The 18,616-nt window shown below is 69.2% G+C and carries 17 protein-coding genes and 1 pseudogene; 7 read left to right on the plus strand and 11 right to left on the minus strand.

Annotated elements, in window-relative coordinates:
- Positions 1 to 266: 266 nt before the first annotated feature.
- The 11 genes and pseudogenes from ASC87_RS13700 to ASC87_RS13750 form a co-directional block, all read right to left on the minus strand.
- Entirely contained in the window at positions 267 to 722 is a 456-nt protein-coding gene (locus ASC87_RS13700) for a PA2169 family four-helix-bundle protein (protein ID WP_056662537.1), read from the minus strand.
- A gap of 139 nt (positions 723 to 861) precedes the next feature.
- Positions 862 to 1,857, minus strand: coding sequence for an OmpA family protein (locus ASC87_RS13705; RefSeq protein ID WP_056662540.1), 996 nt, complete (start codon positions 1,855 to 1,857; stop codon positions 862 to 864).
- 100 nt (positions 1,858 to 1,957) lie between these two features.
- Entirely contained in the window at positions 1,958 to 2,614 is a 657-nt protein-coding gene (locus ASC87_RS13710; protein ID WP_056662545.1) for a peroxiredoxin, read from the minus strand.
- A 136-nt stretch (positions 2,615 to 2,750) separates the two neighbouring features.
- A complete protein-coding gene (locus tag ASC87_RS13715; RefSeq protein ID WP_056662547.1) occupies positions 2,751 to 3,500 on the minus strand; it encodes a sulfite exporter TauE/SafE family protein in 750 nt (249 codons plus the stop codon).
- 66 nt (positions 3,501 to 3,566) lie between these two features.
- The gene (locus tag ASC87_RS13720) at positions 3,567 to 3,953 is read right to left on the minus strand and encodes a DUF1801 domain-containing protein (RefSeq protein WP_056662550.1); all 387 of its coding nucleotides are present in this window, start codon (positions 3,951 to 3,953) and stop codon (positions 3,567 to 3,569) included.
- A 43-nt stretch (positions 3,954 to 3,996) separates the two neighbouring features.
- On the minus strand, positions 3,997 to 4,404 hold the full coding sequence (locus tag ASC87_RS13725; protein ID WP_056662555.1) for a VOC family protein: 408 nt from the start codon (positions 4,402 to 4,404) through the stop codon (positions 3,997 to 3,999).
- A gap of 7 nt (positions 4,405 to 4,411) precedes the next feature.
- Positions 4,412 to 4,897, minus strand: a pseudogene (locus tag ASC87_RS30745) (helix-turn-helix domain-containing protein); the annotation flags it as partial.
- A gap of 59 nt (positions 4,898 to 4,956) precedes the next feature.
- Positions 4,957 to 5,625, minus strand: coding sequence for a DUF2894 domain-containing protein (locus ASC87_RS13735; RefSeq protein WP_056662561.1), 669 nt, complete (start codon positions 5,623 to 5,625; stop codon positions 4,957 to 4,959).
- Positions 5,622 to 6,257, minus strand: a complete 636-nt coding sequence (locus tag ASC87_RS13740; protein ID WP_056662565.1) for an OmpA family protein — start codon at positions 6,255 to 6,257, stop codon at positions 5,622 to 5,624. Before ASC87_RS13740 ends, ASC87_RS13735 begins: the two co-directional genes overlap by 4 nt.
- Complete coding sequence (locus tag ASC87_RS13745; protein WP_056662568.1) at positions 6,254 to 8,341, minus strand: DUF802 domain-containing protein; 2,088 nt, start codon at positions 8,339 to 8,341, stop codon at positions 6,254 to 6,256. Before ASC87_RS13745 ends, ASC87_RS13740 begins: the two co-directional genes overlap by 4 nt.
- Positions 8,338 to 9,000 (minus strand): DUF3348 family protein, encoded by a 663-nt coding sequence (locus ASC87_RS13750; protein WP_056662572.1) that lies wholly within the window; start codon positions 8,998 to 9,000, stop codon positions 8,338 to 8,340. Before ASC87_RS13750 ends, ASC87_RS13745 begins: the two co-directional genes overlap by 4 nt.
- A 122-nt stretch (positions 9,001 to 9,122) precedes the next feature.
- On the opposite strand from ASC87_RS13750, the gene ASC87_RS13755 reads away from it, so the two are divergent.
- The 7 genes from ASC87_RS13755 (at position 9,123) to ASC87_RS13785 (ending at position 18,590) form a co-directional block, all read left to right on the plus strand.
- Complete coding sequence (locus ASC87_RS13755; protein ID WP_056662575.1) at positions 9,123 to 9,905, plus strand: NPP1 family protein; 783 nt, start codon at positions 9,123 to 9,125, stop codon at positions 9,903 to 9,905.
- Between the two features lie 65 nt (positions 9,906 to 9,970).
- Positions 9,971 to 10,978 carry a hypothetical protein gene (locus tag ASC87_RS13760; protein ID WP_056662577.1) on the plus strand — a complete coding sequence of 336 codons (1,008 nt, stop codon included), beginning with the start codon at positions 9,971 to 9,973 and terminating at the stop codon, positions 10,976 to 10,978.
- Between the two features lie 375 nt (positions 10,979 to 11,353).
- Entirely contained in the window at positions 11,354 to 13,897 is a 2,544-nt protein-coding gene (nirB, locus tag ASC87_RS13765; RefSeq protein WP_056662580.1) for a nitrite reductase large subunit NirB, read from the plus strand.
- Positions 13,898 to 13,919: 22 nt separating this feature from the next.
- Positions 13,920 to 14,258, plus strand: a complete 339-nt coding sequence (nirD, locus tag ASC87_RS13770) for a nitrite reductase small subunit NirD (RefSeq protein ID WP_056662583.1) — start codon at positions 13,920 to 13,922, stop codon at positions 14,256 to 14,258.
- 92 nt (positions 14,259 to 14,350) lie between these two features.
- Complete coding sequence (locus ASC87_RS13775) at positions 14,351 to 15,661, plus strand: nitrate- and nitrite sensing domain-containing protein (RefSeq protein WP_056662587.1); 1,311 nt, start codon at positions 14,351 to 14,353, stop codon at positions 15,659 to 15,661.
- Positions 15,662 to 15,991: 330 nt separating this feature from the next.
- Complete coding sequence (locus tag ASC87_RS13780) at positions 15,992 to 16,804, plus strand: formate/nitrite transporter family protein (protein ID WP_056662589.1); 813 nt, start codon at positions 15,992 to 15,994, stop codon at positions 16,802 to 16,804.
- Positions 16,805 to 16,853: 49 nt separating this feature from the next.
- Complete coding sequence (locus ASC87_RS13785) at positions 16,854 to 18,590, plus strand: bifunctional protein-serine/threonine kinase/phosphatase (protein ID WP_056662591.1); 1,737 nt, start codon at positions 16,854 to 16,856, stop codon at positions 18,588 to 18,590.
- Positions 18,591 to 18,616 lie beyond the last annotated feature (26 nt).

Genomic DNA, 18,616 nt, shown 5'->3' on the forward strand with positions numbered 1-18,616 from the left:
AAGCGTTGCCAGTAGGTATCGGGGAAGTAGCCTCAGCGACCGAGAAGCGACTCAATTCTCGAACTGACCACCGACGCTGTGGAGCGAGATGCGCAACGCCAGACAAGTGCCAGCGCCGGCGTGCCAGGCCAGGGTGGAGACCCCGGCCTGCGCCGGGGTGACGGCTGAGGCGAAGGCCGTGGGCAAGGTGTTGATCCGGCTGCGGTAGCGATGCGTCCGGAATGCACCACGCCCCGCCGCCTGCCGGCGGGGCGTGGGCACCGGCGTCAGGCCCGCACGCTGTCGCGCAGTGCCTTCACCTGGTCGTGGTTCGCGCGAGCGCCTTGAAGCTGGCGTTCGATCACCGTGCGGACGTCCGCAGGGAGCCCGGTGGTGGCAGCGGCCTTGCGGTACATCGCAACGGCCTTGTCCTCGCCACGTTCACATTCCGAGAGGATCGCGTGGTCCTCGTGGGCGCTGGTGGACACGGCCGCCTTGACCGCCACCCACCCGCGGTGCAGCGCGCCCATGGCGGTGCCGTCATCCTCGGGCTCGCCGCCGTATTGGCGCACGAAGCTCTGGAGTTCCGCGGCGGCCGCGGCACAGGCCGAGGCCCGGGCAGAAAGGGCCGACCTCACGGCCGCGCTGTGTGCCCGTTCCGCGCTGGTGCGAAAACCATACTCGCCGTCCTTCGACACTTCGACCAAGTCATTCAAGATGTCCACGATGTCGTCGTTGTCCACGTCAATCTCCTTGCGGTTGCGGAACCCACAGCATGCGCAAACCGGCCGGCGTTGGCTGCCGGAGGCGAGCCCGAAGCCACGTGCGCGCAGGCCTACAGCGGTTGCTCGCCGGATCTGCGGCCGTGGCCGGCGCCGGACGCTATTGCTTCACCAGCTCCACGCGCCGGTTCTTCTCGCGCCCCGCATCGCTGTCGTTCGACGCGACGGGGGCCAGTGACGCCACCCCTCTCGGCAGCAAGCGCTTCGCCTCGATCTTGTGGTTGGCCTCCAGCGCCTTGACCACCATCTCGGCGCGCCGCTGCGACAGGTCCGCGTTGGCGGCGAGGCTGCCCTGGCTGTCGGTGTGGCCCACGATGTAGACGTTCAGGGCCGGCTGGCTCTTCAGCAGCTTCGCCATCTCGTCGAGCGCGGCCTTGGATTCGGGCTTGACGTCGGCCTTGCCGGTGTCGAAGTACACGCCGTAGACGGCGACCTTGCCATCGTCGGCGATGCGCTTGGCCATGGTCTCGGCACTCAGGTTGGCGCTGACCTTGCCCGCTTCCATCGCCCGGCTTTCCACCAGCTCGATGTAGACACCACCGTTCTGCTTGTCCACCGGGTCCACCACGTAGACCGCCGCGTGCACCGTGGAGCCGTCGGGCCTGGTGCCTTGCGCCAGCACGTACCGCGTGCTGTAGCGCCCGTAGTTGAATGCCGACCAGTAGCTGGTGTCGGGGAAGATCTTCGTCCCCACACGCTCGAGCATGAGCCCGCCGAACTGCTTGCCACACGTTTCCTTCGCGCACGCGTAAAGCATCGTCAGGCCGGCCTGCTTCAGCGCGGCCTCGTAGTTGCGCATCACCTCGAGCGAAGAACGTTCCTGCGGGTAGTTGTAGGCCAGCCGCGTGTAGCGGCCCTCCAGCGGCAGCCACTTCTCGGGGGAGCGCTTGCCGTCGTCGATCACCTTGCCGGCGACCAGCTGGACGTCGATGTACTCCTTGGCTTCGTGGCCCACGAGCCTGGCGCCGTCGAACCGTGACAGCAGCGGGTGGTCCTTCACGCCCGTCACGGTGTCCTGCGCGGGCATGCCGAGGGCGTGGGCGAAACTTGCGGCGGCCAGCAAGCCGGCCCCGAACAACAGTTGGTGCTTTCTCATCTGTGCTCCCTGGTCAACAGCGGCGGATTCTAGAACCAGGGATGCAAGCCCCCGCGGCGGGGCACACGGGCCGCGGGAGGGGCAAATGCCGTCGGGGTGTTCAGCCCGGCTGCTTCGTGGTGCGCAGGTAGGGCTTGATGGTCTTGAAGCCCGGGAACGACTTCTCGGCTTCCTCGTTGCTCACCGCCGTGGTGATGATCACGTCGTCGCCTTGCTTCCAGTTCACCGGCGTGGCGACCTTGTGCTTCGCGGTGAGCTGCATCGAGTCGAGCACGCGCAGGATCTCGTCGAAGTTGCGGCCGGTGGTCATGGGGTACGTCAGCATCAGCTTGATCTTCTTGTCCGGGCCGATGATGAAGACCGAACGCACCGTGGCGTTGGTGGCCGCGGTGCGGCCCTCGGCGGTGCCGGCTTCGTCCGCCGGCAACATGTTGTACAGCTTGGCCACGGCCAGGTCGGTGTCACCGATCATGGGGTACTTGACGGTGGCACCCTGCGTTTCCTCGATGTCGGCCACCCACTTGCCGTGGCTCTCCACCGGGTCGACCGACAGGCCGATCAGCTTGCAGTTGCGCCGGGTGAACTCCGGTTCGATCTTGGCCATGTAGCCGAGTTCGGTGGTGCACACCGGGGTGAAGTCCTTGGGGTGCGAGAACAGGCAAGCCCAGCCGTCGCCGATCCAGCTGTGGAAGTCGATGGGGCCCTGCGTGGTCTGCGCGGTGAAGTTGGGAGCGGTGTCGTTGATGCGAAGTGACATGGCAGTCTCCGGTTGAAAGTGCCTTCAGCATCTTGCCGCGAGACGAGGTGCCTGTGAAAAAAAACGCTACTCGGCACGCATAAGGGAATACCCTTTGCATCGATCCAGACGTTTGCTTTCCGGCCTTCCCCCAGCCCTACCCGCGAAGCAGCGATGGCACTGACGCCACCAGCAATGCCACGCCGGACGCCGTCAGCAGGCACAGCACCAACTTCCTGAACGTGGCCTCGGAGAGGCCGACATAGAGGCGTCCACCCAGCAGCGCGGGGACAAGCATCGCCGGGGCGACGATGGCGAACATGGGCAGCATGTCGCGGGTGACGATGCCCTTGGCCAGATACACGCCCATGGTCACCATGAGCGCGGCCAGGTTGAAATTCTGGATGATGGCGCGCTGCTCATCCTTCTGGAAGCCCCGGAGGGTGCACCACAGCGTCGGAATGGTCCCCGTGAAACCGCCGAGGCCACCCATGATGCCGCCGACACCTCCGATGACGCCGTCTGCCAGCCTGCCGCCTGCCTTGATCTTCGGCAGGTGGCTCGCAAAGAGCATCGCGGGGCACCAGAGGATCAGGAACAGGCCCAGCGCCGCCTTGAAAACCTGCACGTCGAGCAGCGGAAGGATGGCCACGCCGATCGGGATGCCCACAAGACCGCCCAGCAAGAAGGGCAACAGCTTGGCCAGGTCGAAACCTCGCCGCACGGTCACCGCGGCAATGACCTGCCCCGTGAGCGCACCAAACACGGCCAGGGCCGCTGCAAGCTTGGGGTCGAGGGACCATGCCCAGAAAGACATGGCGGTCAGTCCGAAGGCAAAGCCGGACAGGCCCTGGACAAAACCGGCGACCACCGCGCCGATGGCTACCACGATCATTGCGTTGTCCATGCGCCCGGTGTTTCCTGTGGGTCTCTTGGTGTTGTTGCCTGGAAGGCGGGCCAGGCCCGACAGCGCCTAGGAAGCCTTGTTCAGCGCCACGGCTGCCCGGATGAGCGCCTTCAGCGCCTTCTCGTCGAGCTTGTCGCCCTCGTGGACATCGATGGCACGCCGCACGTTGCCGTCCAGGCTCGCGTTGAAGAGGCCCGACGGGTCATCGAGTGCGGCGCCCTTGGCGAAGGTCATCTTCACGGCCTTCTTGTACGTCTCGCCGGTGCAGATCAGCCCGTGGTGCGACCAGACCGGGTTCGACCACTTCCACTCCTCGACCACGCCGGGGTCCGCCGCCAGGATCAGCGCACGGACCCGGGCGAGCATCTCGCCCCGCCAGTCACCCAGGGTGGCGATGCGCTCATCGATCAGTTCGGCTGGCGACGCCACCGCGTTCACCGGGCTCTTGTTCATGCGATCCACCTTTCTCCGGACGACCCCGGGTTTCCGTTCATCGTCAGCCACGCGCCTGGATCATCTTCCACCCGTTCCCCGACGGGTCACGGAACCCGGCATCCACGGTGCCGAATCGTTCCACCGGCTCCTGCGTGAACTCCACCCCGCGGGCCAGCAGCCGGTCATAGGCGGCGCGGCAGTTGTCCACGGTCAGCACCAGCGGCGGCATCGCGCCCTTGGCCACCACCGCGCGCAGCGCCTGGGCCGTCGCCGCGTCATGAACCGGCGGCCCCGGCGTGAAGAGCCCCAGCTGGAACGACGGCTGGTCGGGATGCTGCACCGTCAGCCAGCGGTAGTCACCATTGCCCACGTCCGTGTGGACGCGAAACCCGAGCTTGTCGACGTAGAACGCGAGCGCTTCGGCCTGATCGTGGACGTACAGGCCCACCACTTGAACACCTTGACTCATCGGAGACCTCCTTGTTGTGTCGAGATCCGTTTATATCGTCGGCCTCGCGGCGCCGCTTCTCCGAAACTGCTGTGATGAGGTCGGGCCGCTGCGCGGCGCCCACGATGCAGGCGGGTACCCGGTCGAGCCCCTGGGCCGAGGCGGCCGCACGCGTGCGGATCGCGCTCGGGCTGTCGCCCGTGATGTCGCGGAAAGTGCGCCCGAACGTGCCCAGGCTCTGCCAGCCGGTCTGGAAGGCGATGTCGGTGATGGGCTGGTCGGTGTCGCGGAGCAGGGCCGTGGCCCGCTCGATGCGCCGCGTGAGCAGGTAGCGGTGCGGCGGGATGCCGAAGGCCTGCTTGAACGACCGCGCGAAGTGGGCTTCGGAGACGTCGCTCACACGCGCCAGCCGCTCGATGGGCCAGTCCTCGTGCGAAGCGGCGTCCATCCGGTCCTTGGCGCGCAGCAGGCGGCGCAGCAGGGCGGGGTCCTGGGTGATGGGGTCGTCGCTCACGTCGGCAGGCTCGTCATGGGTCAGCCCGTCACTGTAGCGCCTGCCGGCCGCCTTGCCCCTCAGGCCTTGCGCGTGGCCTTCGCGGTGGGCCGCCGCTTGCCGTCGCCCGACGCCGCGGCACGAGGTGTCAGGTCGCCCGCCCCACTGGCCTGCTCCAGCCACTGCAGCGTGTCGACGTGCGACATGAACGCGTCGAGGTACTCCGGCGACAGGTCGTGCATCGCCTGCAGCGCGCGGTTCACCACGTGCGACGAGTTGAGCGGGCCGGCCAGCGCCGGCACATGGGCCAGGGCCTGCCGCAGGCGGTGTTCCGCACGCAGCCGCGACCAGGTGCCCTTGAACGCCGTCATCGCTTTCAGCGGCCGCAGCGGTGCGGTGCGCGACAGCGGCACCTCGGGCTGGCGGGCGGCCGCGGCGGCCGACCGCACGGGCGTCGCGGCCGATCGGCCCAGGCGGTCCACCAGGGCGGTCAGTGCGGCCAGCGCACTTCGGCCCATGGCGGGCTCGCCGGGCGCCGCGCCGGCCTCGGCCTTGGGCACCGCGTGCCGGGCCATCAAGGCCTCGACACGCTGCACCAGCAACCCGCGGGCTTCGCCCTCCAACGTCGCCGCGCGGCGCGCCAGGGCCTCGATGACACCGAACGCCACGGGGTCGGCCGTGGCCGCGCCCTGCGCGCGCCAGGCGGCCACCGCCCCCACGGGATCGGCCACCGTGTCGTTGGCGCTCATGTCGCCTTGGGCCGCGGCGTGGGTGCCATCTCGACACGCCGGTTGAGTGCCCGGCCCGCGGCTTCGGCGTTCGAGGCCACGGGTTGCTCGGCCCCGAAGGCCGCGGCGAACACCGCGGGCGATGGCACCCCCTCCTCGATCAGCGCACGGGTCACGGTGAGCGCGCGCTGGGCGGAGAGCTCCCAGTTGTCGGCGAACTTCGCGCGGCCGGTGTCGCGCACCTGCCGGTCGTCGGTGAACCCGCTCACCATCAGCACCTCGTCGCGCGCGGCCAGGTAGGCAGCCAGTGGCCCGGCCAGGGTCTTCAGGAGTTGCCGCCCTTCGGGCTGCAGCTCGGCCGAGTTGAGGGCGAACAGCACGCTGCCGCTGATGGCGATGCGGCCGTTGGCCAGGGTCACGCGGCCCGCCGCGAGCGGAATGGCCAGGGCGCGCTCCAGCGCAGCGGTGCGCTGCGCCGCGGCCTGGCGCTGCTTCACCTCGGCCTGCAGCCGTTCGGCCAGGTCGAGCTGCATGCCCATCACGCACACCAGGATCAGCACGAAGGCCCCCAGCAGCCCGGCCATCAGGTCGCCGAAGACGGCCCACACCGGCGTGGCCGAATCGAGGCTGTCGTCCAGCTCGTCGTGGGTCATGCGGGATCGGCCTCCACAGGCACCCGGGTGAGCTGCTGCAGGTCCTCGAAGATCTGCTTTTGCGAACCGAGCGTCAGGTCGACGATCTCGCGCGCTTGCGCCACGTAGTAGGCCAGTTGTTCGTCACTGCGCGCCATCGTGTGGCCAAGCGCGGACTCGATGCGCTCCAGCTGAGCGATCATCTGCTCGCTGCTGCGGCTGAACAGCTGCACGGCCAGGCCGAAGCCTTCGCCCAGGCTCGCCACCTCGGCGGCGCCGCCGGTCACCTGCGCGGCCACGGTCTGCAGCGTGCGCGACTCGGCCGCCACGGTGTCGGCGAACCGTGCGCCCACGCGGTCCAGCACGTCGGTGGTGGTGTTCACCAGCGTGTCGATGGCGGCGCGCTGTTCGGTGCTGGCGTGGTTGACGGCGTCGAGCAGGCCTGCCAGCGTGGCCATCAGGCGGTTGCGTTCGTCCAGTGCGGCGTTGTCGCGCACCAGGCTGTCGCTGAGCGCATGGCGCAGTTCGCCGATGACCTCGGCGGCGGCCCGCGGCGCCTCGGAGGCCGCCTGCACCAGCCGCGTGATCTCGCCGATGGTGGCGCGTGCATGCGCCTCGGCCTGTGCGGCGATGGCCTGCGCGGTGTGCTCCAGCGTCGTGCAGATCTGCTGCTGGCGTTCGGCCACCGTGGCGCCATCCTGCAGGGCCTGTTGCTGAAGCGTCCGGGTGACGCCGGCCAAACCATCCTGGAACGCAGCCAGTCGCGTCTGTTCGCGCGCCGCTGCGGCAGCGTCCCAGGCCACATGGGCATCGGCCACGCTCTTCAGCAACGAGGCCGCTTGCTGCTCGAACCCGGCCACCGTGGCGGACCAGGCCTCGCGCGTGTGCGCCGACAGCACCTCGTTGCCCTGCCGCTGCTGGGCCAGCGCCTCGCCCCACGACGCGGACCACTGGTCGGCGCTGCGGTCCAGGCGCGCGGCCACGCCGTCCAGCAGCGTGGTGGAGCGCTGTTCGAAGGTTGCCGCGAAACGGTCCATGCCGGCGTGCAAGCCCTGCGTCACCGCCTCGCTGTGGCGCTGCTGGTCCGCCAGGGCGGCCTGCCAGCGCTCGGCCAGCGTGGTGGTGGTGGTGTCGAGGCGCGCCGTCACGCCGTCGAGCTGCTGCTGCACCGCGGCGGTGAGCGTGTGGCGCAAGGTGGTGGCTTCGCTGGTCAAGCCGGCCATCGTGGCCTGGACCGCGGGTTCGATGGCGGCACTGGCCAGGCGTGCGCTGTCGGTGAGGCTGGCCCTCAGCGTCCGGTCCACGGACTCGGCCAGCCCCGTGTAGGCGCGCTGGGCCTCGCCCTGGAACTCGGCTTGGCTGGCGATCAGCCGGTCGTGCAGGGCCAGGCCCTGGCGTTCCATCTGCACCACGAGGCCCTGCAGCTGGGTCACGAGTGCCGGCATCACCTCGGCCTGCGCCTGCAGCAGGCGCAGCGATTCCTCGCGCTGGTGCGCGCGCGAGAAACCCCGCAACGTGGTCGCTATGCGCGCATCCAGCTGCAGGCCCGTGCGCTGCCGCTCGCGCCGCGCGAGCGCTGACATCAGCCCCAGCATCGCCGAGGCCGCCACCCCCGCCACCGAGGTGCCGAAGGCCAGGCCCAGGCCCTTCACCGGTGCGGCAAGCGACGCGCGGATGGCGTCCACGTCGGTGGCGTTCTCGAGCGCGAGGCCCGTGCCCTTGAGCGTCACCACCATGCCGAGGAACGTGCCCAGCATGCCCAGCAGCACCAGCAGGCCGGCCAGGTAGGGCGTGAGCGATGGGCCGGGCAGCGCCACCCGCTCACCCTCCACGCGCAGCCGCACCGTGTGCTGCAGGCTCGGGTGCAACGGCGCGAGCCAGGTGCCCAGGGCCGCCGGAGGTTCGTGGGCCGCGCCCACCACCCGCGCGAGGCTGGTGGTGGCCTGCTGGAAGTGGTGCAGTTCCAGCGCCCCCATCAAGAAGAAGGCGCCGATGAGCAGCACCAGCGCCAAGGCGAGCAGGTTGCCGGGGAAGTAGCCCGCGCCCACCCAGGCGATGGCCGCCAGGCCCACCGCGAAGGCGGCGTGATGAAGTGATCTGTTCATGTCGGTTGGTGCGTGCGAAGTGTGTCCAGCAGGCCCTGCGCCGGCAGCAGCCGGTGCGCCAGTTCGGCCTGCAGCACGTGGTCCATGTCGGCCTGGAAGGTGTCCGGCCAGCGGGTGTGGTCGTCGCCTGCGGCGCGTGCCATCCGTTCGAAGTGCGCCTGCAGGCGCAGCGGCACGAGGCCCAGCAGGCCCCGTTCCTGCGCGGCGAGCGCGTGGTCCAGCACGGCGTCGATGGCGGCCAGGCGCGCAAGCGCGGGCGAGCGCCGCGACAGCGCATCGCGCAGCCGCTGGCGCAGCGCGCCAATGGCGTCCTGCATCGCCTGTTGTTGGGCGTTGCAGTGGCGGCGGTACGGGCCGAAGTCGGTCGGGCTCGACGCGGGTTCGCGGGGGCCTGCGGCGATGGACGCCTGCAGGGCCGCGCACACACGCTGGAAGTCCGCCTCCTCGCCGCCCTGCCCATGCGGCTGCCCGAGGGCCGTTGCAGGTGGACCGGCGTTCAACGCCGCGGACAGCGAGATGGCATCGGCCCAGCCGAGCCACTGGCCCAGGCGCTCGGCAAATGCCGGGCGGTTTTCCGCGGGTGGGGCGTCCGCCAGGCGAGCCAGGAGGCGGGTGAGTTCCGAACCGGCGACGCCCGGGCTGTGTGACCCGTGCAGCATGAAAGCCAGTCGAAGGTTCCGTGAAAGGACGGGCAGTTTACTACGGCCACGCCAGCCGCTTCACGCCATTGACATGCGGCACGGTCAGCATCGGCGCCTTCTCCAACCCCAGAGAGACACCCATGCTTCGCCAACTCGGTTTCACCGCCCTCGGCCTGCTGCTGGCCACCGCCGCCCTCGCAGACGACTTCTACCGGCTCGACGCCGCGTGGCCGGCCGGCGTCGACATCAGCGCCACCTACCCGGTGTTCGACTTCGATGGCGACAGCTGCCTGCCGAGCGCCGGCATCAGCCGCCAGGGTCAGCAGAACGGTGGCCTCGCCGCGTCGGGCAGCATCACCGGCGGCTGCCGCGCCGGCAGTTTCCTGAACACGTCCAACACCTTGCACCGGCACGCCTGCGTGCGCAGCGGTGGCGACATCTACTGCGGCCACTTCTACGCGCTGTACTTCCTGAAGGACCAAGCCACGGTGTTCGGCGGCGGGCACCGCCACGACTGGGAACACGCGGCCATCTGGACGAAGAACGGCGTGGTCACCCACGGTGGCTACAGCGCCCACGGCAAGCTGTACAACCAGGACGCGGCCACGCTGGACAAGCAGGACGGCCATGTGAAGATCGTGTATCACAAGGACGGCGCGACGACCCATGCGATGCGGTTCGCAGGCGCGGGTGAAGTGGCCGAGAACGCCTATGGGCAGTTCGTAACCCCCACCATCGTCAGCTGGCAGGTGCTGTGGGGCGATGGGCTGGGCAACGCACAGATGCGCGCCAAGCTCAACGGGTTCGACTACGGCTCCGCCACGATCCCGCTGCGCGACAACAACTTCCTCGACAACCTCAACACCTACAAGCCGGGCGCGTATCCGGCGTTCACGGCGGCGAGCCTGGATTCGGCCGGCTGATCGATCGAACCCGCTAGCATCCTCCCCCAACGGCCCCACCCCGGTGGCCGAGACATGAGGCACTGATGGCGAAGACATCCCCCTGGGTCCTGCTGGCCGGCCTGGCCTGGGCCACCGTGGCGGGCGCGAGCGAGCCCGCGTCCGGTTCGTTCGTGGCGGCCCAGTCGTGCGAGGCCTACCAGTCCATGCGCAAGCAGACCAACCCGGGCGGTGTACGGGTGCAGCCCGGCGTCGCCTACCCGGTGCGCGAAGCGAACGGCCCGGGGCGGGAATGGTTGCGCGTGGAGGTGCCGGGGGCCAGCGAACCCTTGCGGTGGGTGCGGGCCGACTGCGGCAAGGCGTCCGGCACGTCGGCCAGCACGTCGACCGCGCCGCCCGCCCGTCAATCGACACGCACGCCGGCCGGCGCCCAGTGCAGCATCGCCGGCCAGCAGGACAGCTACGTGCTCGCCATGTCCTGGCAGCCCGGCTTCTGCGAACACGTGAAGTACGAAGGCCGCAAGCCCGAGTGCGATCGCATGGCGGAAGGCCGGCTGGTTGTGTCGCACCTCACGCTGCACGGGCTGTGGCCGAACCGGCAGGCCTGCGGCACACGCTACGGCAGCTGTGGGGGTGCCGCGCTCGACCTGCGGCCCGACACGGTGGACTACATCCAGCCCTGGATGCCGAACTTCTTCTTCGAGCAGGCCTTCGGCCGGTACGAGTGGAACAAGCACGGCACCTGCGCGTCGATGGACGACGACACCTACTTCCGCCGGGCGGTGGACGCCGTGAAGACGATCGACCGCTCGGCCGCAGGCCAGTACATCGCGGCGAACGTGGGCAAGGCCATCTCGCGGAAGGCGTTCGACGAGCGGGTGCGCGCCGACACGGGCCGGACCGACGCGGTGAACGCGATCACCCTGCTGTGCACCAACAAGCACCTGTACGAGGTTCGGGTGCAGTTGCCGGTGGACTTCAAGGAAGGGGGCTCGCTGAACGACCTGCTGGGCGCCACGCTGCCGCCGCACCCGTCCGACGACAGGAAGGCGTGCCGGGGCGACGAGATCCTGATCGAGGCGAGCGGGCGCTGAGCGGCCTAGGCCGGCTGGCCGCCACGCCCCAACTTGGGGCCAACCCGCACCGCGACGACGCAGCCCTGGGCCGCCCACGGCCGAAAGACGTGCATTCCCCGCTGCCAACCCACCGCCAGAGGCTAAAAACGGTGGCATGGACGTTGCATACAGGTGTCCCGTCCGGCGGTGACGCTGCCCCCGGACTGATGAAACCCTCCGCTAATGATGGCGGAACCCTGGACGAACCCTGGCCCACGTGGCCGCTCGTCCGGTTGTTCCAACCCACACCCGTGGTTCCGCGGAGGGTGCGTTGTGTCGTCTGCCCTGAGGGTGGCCGAGGCACAGTGCCCTGCACCCAGTTCCCGCGCCGCCCGGATTCTTGCAGGATCAGACATGAAGATCATCGTTGTTGGCCACGGCATGGTGGGCCACAAGTTCCTTGAAAGCCTCGCCGAAACCGGCCTGTCGAACGTCGACGTCACGGTGTTGTGCGAAGAGCCGCGGCCAGCGTACGACCGCGTGCACCTCTCCGAATTCTTCAGCGGCAAGGCAGCCGAAGACCTCTCGCTGGTCGAACCCGGCTTTTTCGAACGCACCGGCTTCACGCTGCGCCTGGCCGCCCGTGCCGCGTCGGTGGACCGCCGTGCCCACACGGTGACCACCGCCGACGGCGAAGTGCTCCCGTACGACAAGCTCGTGCTCGCCACCGGCTCCAACCCGTTCGTGCCGCCGGTACCGGGGCGTGACCGTGCCAACTGCTTCGTGTACCGCACCATCGAGGACCTGGAGGCCATGAAGGCCGCGGGCGCCAAGTCCACCACCGGCGTGGTGATCGGGGGCGGCCTGCTGGGCCTCGAATGCGCCAAGGCGCTGCGCGACATGGGCCTCGACACCCACGTCGTCGAATTCGCCCCGCGCCTGATGGCGATTCAGGTGGACGAAGGTGGCGGCCGCGTGCTGCAGGCCAAGATCGAGGAACTGGGCGTGCACGTGCACACCGGCCGCAACACGCAGGAGATCACCGACGGCGCCCGCGCCCGCCACCGCATGGTGTTCGCGGACGGCAGCCACCTCGAGACCGACATGATCGTGTTCTCGGCCGGCATCCGCCCGCGCGACGAACTGGCCCGCCAGTGCGTGCTGGCCATCGGCCCGCGCGGTGGTGTCGTGATCGACAGCGCCTGCCGCACGAGCGACCACGACGTGTACGCCATCGGCGAATGCGCATCCTGGAACGACCAGACCTTCGGCCTCGTGGCCCCGGGCTACGACATGGCCCGCGTGGCCGCCCGCCACATCGCCGGTGACACCGACGCCGCCTTCGTGGGCGCCGACCTGAGCACCAAGCTCAAGCTGATGGGCGTGGACGTGGCGAGCATCGGCGACGCCCATGGCCGCACGCCGCACAGCCGCGCCTGCCAGTACATCGACGAGCGCCGCCAGGTCTACAAGAAGATCGTCATCAGCCAGGACGGCAAGCAACTGCTGGGCGCCGTGCTGGTGGGCGATGCCACCGAATACGGCACGCTGCTGCAGATGGCCCTGAACGGCATCACGCTGCCCGAGGAACCCGAGTTCCTGATCCTGCCGTCCAGCGACGGCAAGGCCAAGCCCGGCCTCGGCGTGGACGCCCTGCCCGACACCGCCCAGATCTGCTCGTGCAACAACGTCACGAAGGCCGGCATCTGCGCCGCCGTGGGCGAAGGCGCCACCACCATCGCCGAGATGAAGGCCTGCACGAAGGCCGGCGCCACCTGCGGCGGCTGCGTGCCGCTGGTCACGCAGGTGATGAAGATGGAGATGTCCCGCCGCGGCATGGCGGTGAACAACCACCTCTGCGAGCACTTCCCGTACTCGCGCCAGGAGCTGTACCACCTGGTGCGCGTGGGCGAGATCCGCACGTTCGACGACCTGCTGCACAAACACGGCAAGGGCCTCGGCTGCGACATCTGCAAGCCCGTGGCGGCCAGCGTGTTCGCGTCCTGCTGGAACGAGTTCGTGCTGAAGAAGGACCTCGCCGGCCTGCAAGACAGCAACGACTACTACCTGGGCAACATCCAGAAGGACGGCACCTACTCGGTGGTGCCTCGCATGCCGGGCGGTGAAGTCACGCCCGACGGCCTCATCGCCGTGGGCCAGGTGGCCAAGAAGTACGGCCTGTACACCAAGGTCACCGGCGGCGCCCGCGTGGACATGTTCGGCGCGCGCATCGAGCAACTGCCCTTCATCTGGGAAGAACTGATCGCCGCCGGCTTCGAGTCCGGCCACGCATACGGCAAGTCGCTGCGCACGGTGAAGAGCTGCGTGGGCTCCACGTGGTGCCGCTACGGCGTGGACGACAGCGTGGGCCTCGCCGTCGAGCTGGAGAACCGCTACAAGGGCCTGCGCGCACCGCACAAGATCAAGTTCGGTGTGTCGGGTTGCACGCGCGAATGCGCCGAAGCCCAAGGCAAGGACGTGGGCGTGATCGCCACGGAAAAGGGCTGGAACCTCTACGTGTGCGGCAACGGTGGCATGAAACCGCGCCACGCCGAACTGATCGCGTCGGACCTCTCGAAGGCCGAACTGATCCGCCTGATCGACCGCTTCCTGATGTTCTACGTGCGCACCGCCGACCGCCTGCAGCGCACCAGCACCTGGCGCGACAACCTCGAAGGCGGCCTCGACTACCTGAAGGGCGTGCTGCTGAACGACACGCTGGGCCTCTGCGCCGAGCTGGAAGGCCAGATGCAGCACGTGGTGAACACGTACCAGTGCGAATGGAAGACCGCGGTCAACGACCCCGAGACCCGCAAGCGCTTCCGTTCGTTCGTCAACAGCAACAAGACCGACGAACACATCGTGTTCGTGGAGGAACGCGGCCAGATCCGGCCGGCGCGCCCCGAGGAACGCACGCCCGAGCTGGCCGGCAGCGCCCCCGGCGCCACCCAGTCCTGATCGACGTCCAAGGAGTTTGCCCATGACCACCGACACCCTCACCTGGACCGACGTCTGCGCGGTCGACGACATCCTGCCCAACACCGGCGTGTGCGCGCTCGTGGAAGACCGCCACGTGGGCGTCTTCCGCCTCGGCGCCGACCAGTTCTTCGCCATCGACAACGTGGACCCGAAGTCCGGCGCCAGCGTGCTCTCGCGCGGCCTGCTCGGCAGCCTCGGCGACCGCGTGGTCGTGGCCTCGCCGCTGTACAAGAACCACTTCGACCTGCGCACCGGTGAATGCCTGGAAGCACCCGAGCAGTCGGTGCGCGCCCACGGCGTGCGCATCGACAGCGGACGGGTGCGCGTGACGCTGGCCTGACGGACGCCGGCTCAAGCGACGACAATCAGGTCTCTGGCGCCTCCCATGGCGCCGAGACCCTTTTGCCTTTGCCTTGAACCAGGAGTCCGTGCATGCCCGACCCGGCCGTGCCCTTGTCCGTGTCCACCCTCGTGCTGCGTGCCAAGCAGCTCGAGATCGACGCGGTGCGCCACCTTGCCAGCCGTGCCGAGCTGGTGGACGTCATCGGGCAGCTGATCCAGGCATTGCAACGCGAACGGGGTGCGTCGAGCATCTTCCTCGCCTCCCAGGGCCAGCGGTTCACCGACGTGCGCCGCACCCTTGTCGATGAAGCCCGCCCGGTGGAGACGCGCGTGCGCGACGTGTTCGCCGTGCACCTCGACCCCGCGCAGGGGGCCACGGCCAAGGCGCTGTCGCTGATGGCCTGGGCGCTGCTGGGCCTCGACGCCCTGGAGGCGCTGCGCACGCAGATCGAACGCCAGGCACTGACCGCCCACGATTCGGTGGCCGCCTACAGCCACCTGATCGCCGGGCTCATCGAACTCGTCTTCCACGTGGCCGACGCCGCCGTGCTGCCCAGCGTGTCGCGGCTGCTGGTGGCCATCCTGCACCTCGTGCAGGCCCAGGAAGCGGCCGGCCAGGAGCGCGCCGTGGGCGCCCTGCTCTACGCCTCGGGACTGTGCGACGAGGCCCACCAGCAGCGCGTGATCCACCTGATCGATGCGCAGGAGCGCAGCCTGCAGGTGTTCGCCGAGTTCGCCGAACCGGCATTGCGCGCCCGCTGGGAACAGCAGCAGCTGGGCCCCGGGGTCGCGAAGCTCGAGCGCCTGCGCCGCACGCTCTGCGCGGCCAAGGCCGGCGCCACGCTCGACAGCAACCTGAGCGACACCTGGTTCGACGTGTGCACCGACCGCATCAACGAGCTGTGGCAGCTGCAGGTGGCGCTGGTGAAGCGGCTGCGGGAAGACTGCGAGACCCGCATCGTGGAGGCCCAGCAGGACCTCCAGGACTCCCGGGGGCTGCTCAAGCGCCTGCGCGACAACCCGCCCGCCCGCACGCACGCGGTGGACCGCTTCTTCGACATCGCCACCATGCCCGGGGCCGTGCCCGAGCTGGTGGGAACCCCGGGCGCGGCCGAATCCCCCTCGCTGCTCGACCTGCTGCAGGCCCAGTCGGCCCGCATGGCCGGCATGGAGGCCGAACTCGACGCGGCCCGCCGCGCGCTCAACGAGCGCAAGGTGATCGAGCGGGCCAAGGGCGTGCTGATGGCGCGGCTCGGCATGAACGAGGAAGCGGCCTTCCGCGCGCTGCAGAAGACGTCGATGGACCAGAACCGGCGGCTGCTCGACGTGGCCGAGGCCACGCTGTCGTTGCCGGACTTCGCCTTCCCGCAGCCGGCCGGCCGGGGCGACAAGCCGGCTTGACGAACCATTGCGGTGCACATCGTGCACCGACCCGAGGCTTGCCCGCCGGTTGGCGCCTCACTTCGGCACCGGATCGGCCCGCGCGCCCGGGTTTTCAGCAGAAATGAACGGCATGAAACCTGCATGACGGTGGGGCCATCGAGCTAAAGGCGGCTCGATGACCGGCGCCTGCGGAGTCTCCGCGGGCGCCGGAATTGCACACCCAGGATAACGGCGTCCCTTGCGCCACCCGCACCCCGCGGGTGGCCCAGCGGACGCCGTTTTCGTTTCCGCGTTGCACCGGCACCGCCCGGCGGCGCTTGTCCGTCCCCCCGTCCCAAAGGAATTCAAATGGCCTACCTCGCTCCTGCCGAGTTCGTGACCAAGATGGTCGATGCCGGTGAATCGAAACTGCTGATGTCCACCCGCGACACGCTGATCCGGTCCTACATGGCCGGCGCCATCCTGGCGCTGGGCGCGGCGTTTGCCGTGACGGTCACGGTGAACACCGGCAACGCGCTGGTCGGCGCGATGCTGTTCCCCGTGGGCTTCATCCTGCTGTACCTGCTGGGCTTCGACCTGCTGACCGGCGTGTTCACACTGGTGCCGCTCGCAGTGCTCGACAAGCGCCCGGGTGCCACCTGGGGTGGTGTGGCGCGCAACTGGAGCCTCGTGTTCGTGGGCAACTTCGCGGGCGCGCTCACGGTGGCCTTTTTCATGGCCATCATCTTCACCTTCGGCTTCACTGAGGCGCCGAACGCCGTGGGCCAGAAGCTCGGCAGCATTGGCGAAGGCCGCACGGTGGGTTACGCTGCACACGGCGCGGCCGGCATGCTCACGCTGTTCATCCGGGGTGTCATGTGCAACTGGATGGTGTCCACCGGTGTGGTGGCGGCGATGATGTCCACCACGGTGTCGGGCAAGGCCATCGGCATGTGGATGCCGGTCATGGTGTTCTTCTACATGGGCTTCGAACACTCCATCGTCAACATGTTCCTGTTCCCCACCGGCCTGATGCTCGGCGGCAACTTCACGCTGATGGATTACTTCATCTGGAACGAACTGCCCACGGTGGTGGGCAACCTGGTGGGTGGTGCCACGTTCGTGGGTGCCACGCTGTACTCCACGCACTACAAGACCGCGCCGAAGCGCGTGGTGGTGTGATCCCATCGTGGAACGGGGCCCGCCTGCTTGCCGGGCTGGGCCCGCCCCCATGACCCACGCGTTGCGCGTGACGCTCGGCCAGCACTCGCGGGCCGGGCACAAGGCCATCAACCAGGACTTCCATGGTGCGATGCTGCCGGCAGGTCCCCTGCGCAGCGCCAAGGGCATCGTGGTGGCGCTGGCCGACGGCATCGGCTCCAGCGCCGTCAGCCAGGAAGCCAGTGCGGCCGCGGTGCGCGGTTTCCTGGAAGACTATTACGCCACGTCCGACGCCTGGTCGGTGCGCCGCTCGGCGCAGCGTGTGCTGGGTGCCACCAACGCGTGGCTGCATGCGCAGACCATGCGCGGCCACGCACGCTTCGACAAGGACCGCGGCCACGTCTGCACCTTCAGCGCGCTGATCCTGAAGGGCCGTGACGTGCACCTGCTGCACGTGGGCGACACCCGCATCTACCGCCTGCACGCGCAGGCCCTCGAACAGCTGACCGAGGACCACCGCGTGCACCTCTCGTCCGTCGAGTCGTACCTCGGCCGAGCATTGGGCGTGGGCCCGAACGTCGAGATCGACTACCGCTGCCTGCCGGCAGCAGCCGGCGAGGTGTACCTGCTGGCCACCGATGGTGCCTATGCGCACCTCGACGCCGCCGCCGTGCACGACGCACTCGTGTCCTGCGCCGACGACTTCGACGCGGCCGCCGAGGCGCTGGTGGCCACCGCCCAGGCCCGCGGCGCCCAGGACGACATGACCGTGCAGCTGCTGCGCATCGACGCGCTGCCCGACGCCGACCCGCTGACGCTGCTGGCGCAGCGCGAGGGCCTGGCGCTGCCGCCCCCACTGTCACCACGGGCGCAGTTCGAGGGCTACACCGTCGTGCGCGAACTGCACGCCAGCTCGCGCAGCCACGTGCACCTGGCCGTGGACGACCACACCGGGCAGCAGGTGGTGCTGAAGACACCGTCGGTCGACCTGGGGCACAACGCCGACTACCTCGACAGCTTCCTCCTCGAAGAATGGGTGGCACGCCGCCTGCACAGCCCGCACGTGCTGCGGCCCGGCGCCAGCGACCGCCCGCGCCAGCACGTGTACGTCGCGATGGAATTCGTGGACGGGCACACGCTCACCCAGTGGATGACCGACCACCCCCGCCCCGACCTGGACACCGTGCGCAGCCTCGTCGCGCAGGTGGCCAAGGGCTTGCAGGCATTCCATGGCCGCGAGATGCTGCACCAGGACCTGCGGCCCGACAACGTGATGATCGACCGCACCGGCACGGTGAAGCTCATCGACTTCGCGTCCACGCACGTGGCCGGCCTCACCGAAGGCACCCGTGGGGCCCGGGCCGACGCCATCGCCGGCACCTTGCAATACACCGCACCGGAGTACTTCGTGTCGGCCGGGGGCAGTCCCCGCTCCGACCTGTTTTCGCTGGCGGTGCTGGCCTACCAGATGCTCACCGCCCAGTTGCCCTACGGCCTGCAGGTCACCCGCCTGCGGTCGCCCGCCGACCTGAAGGGGTTGCGGTACGTGCCGGTGCGCCACCTGCGGCCTGAGCTGCCCGACTGGCTCGACACGGTGTTGCAGAAGGCCCTGCACCCGGACCCGCTGAAACGCCACGAGGCCGTGTCCGAGTTCGTGCACGACCTGCAGTCGCCTGCACCGCGGTTCCAGCGCTTGCGTGCACCGCCGCTCATCGAGCGCCATCCGGTGGTGTTCTGGCAGGTGACGGCGCTGGTGTCGACGCTGGTGGCGGTGGTGTTGTTGGGGTTGAGGGTGATGGGGCGCTGAGGGGCGGGTAGGCCGAGTGGCGCATT

The sequence above is a fragment of the Rhizobacter sp. Root1221 genome (assembly GCF_001425785.1).
Classification (GTDB): domain Bacteria; phylum Pseudomonadota; class Gammaproteobacteria; order Burkholderiales; family Burkholderiaceae_C; genus Rhizobacter.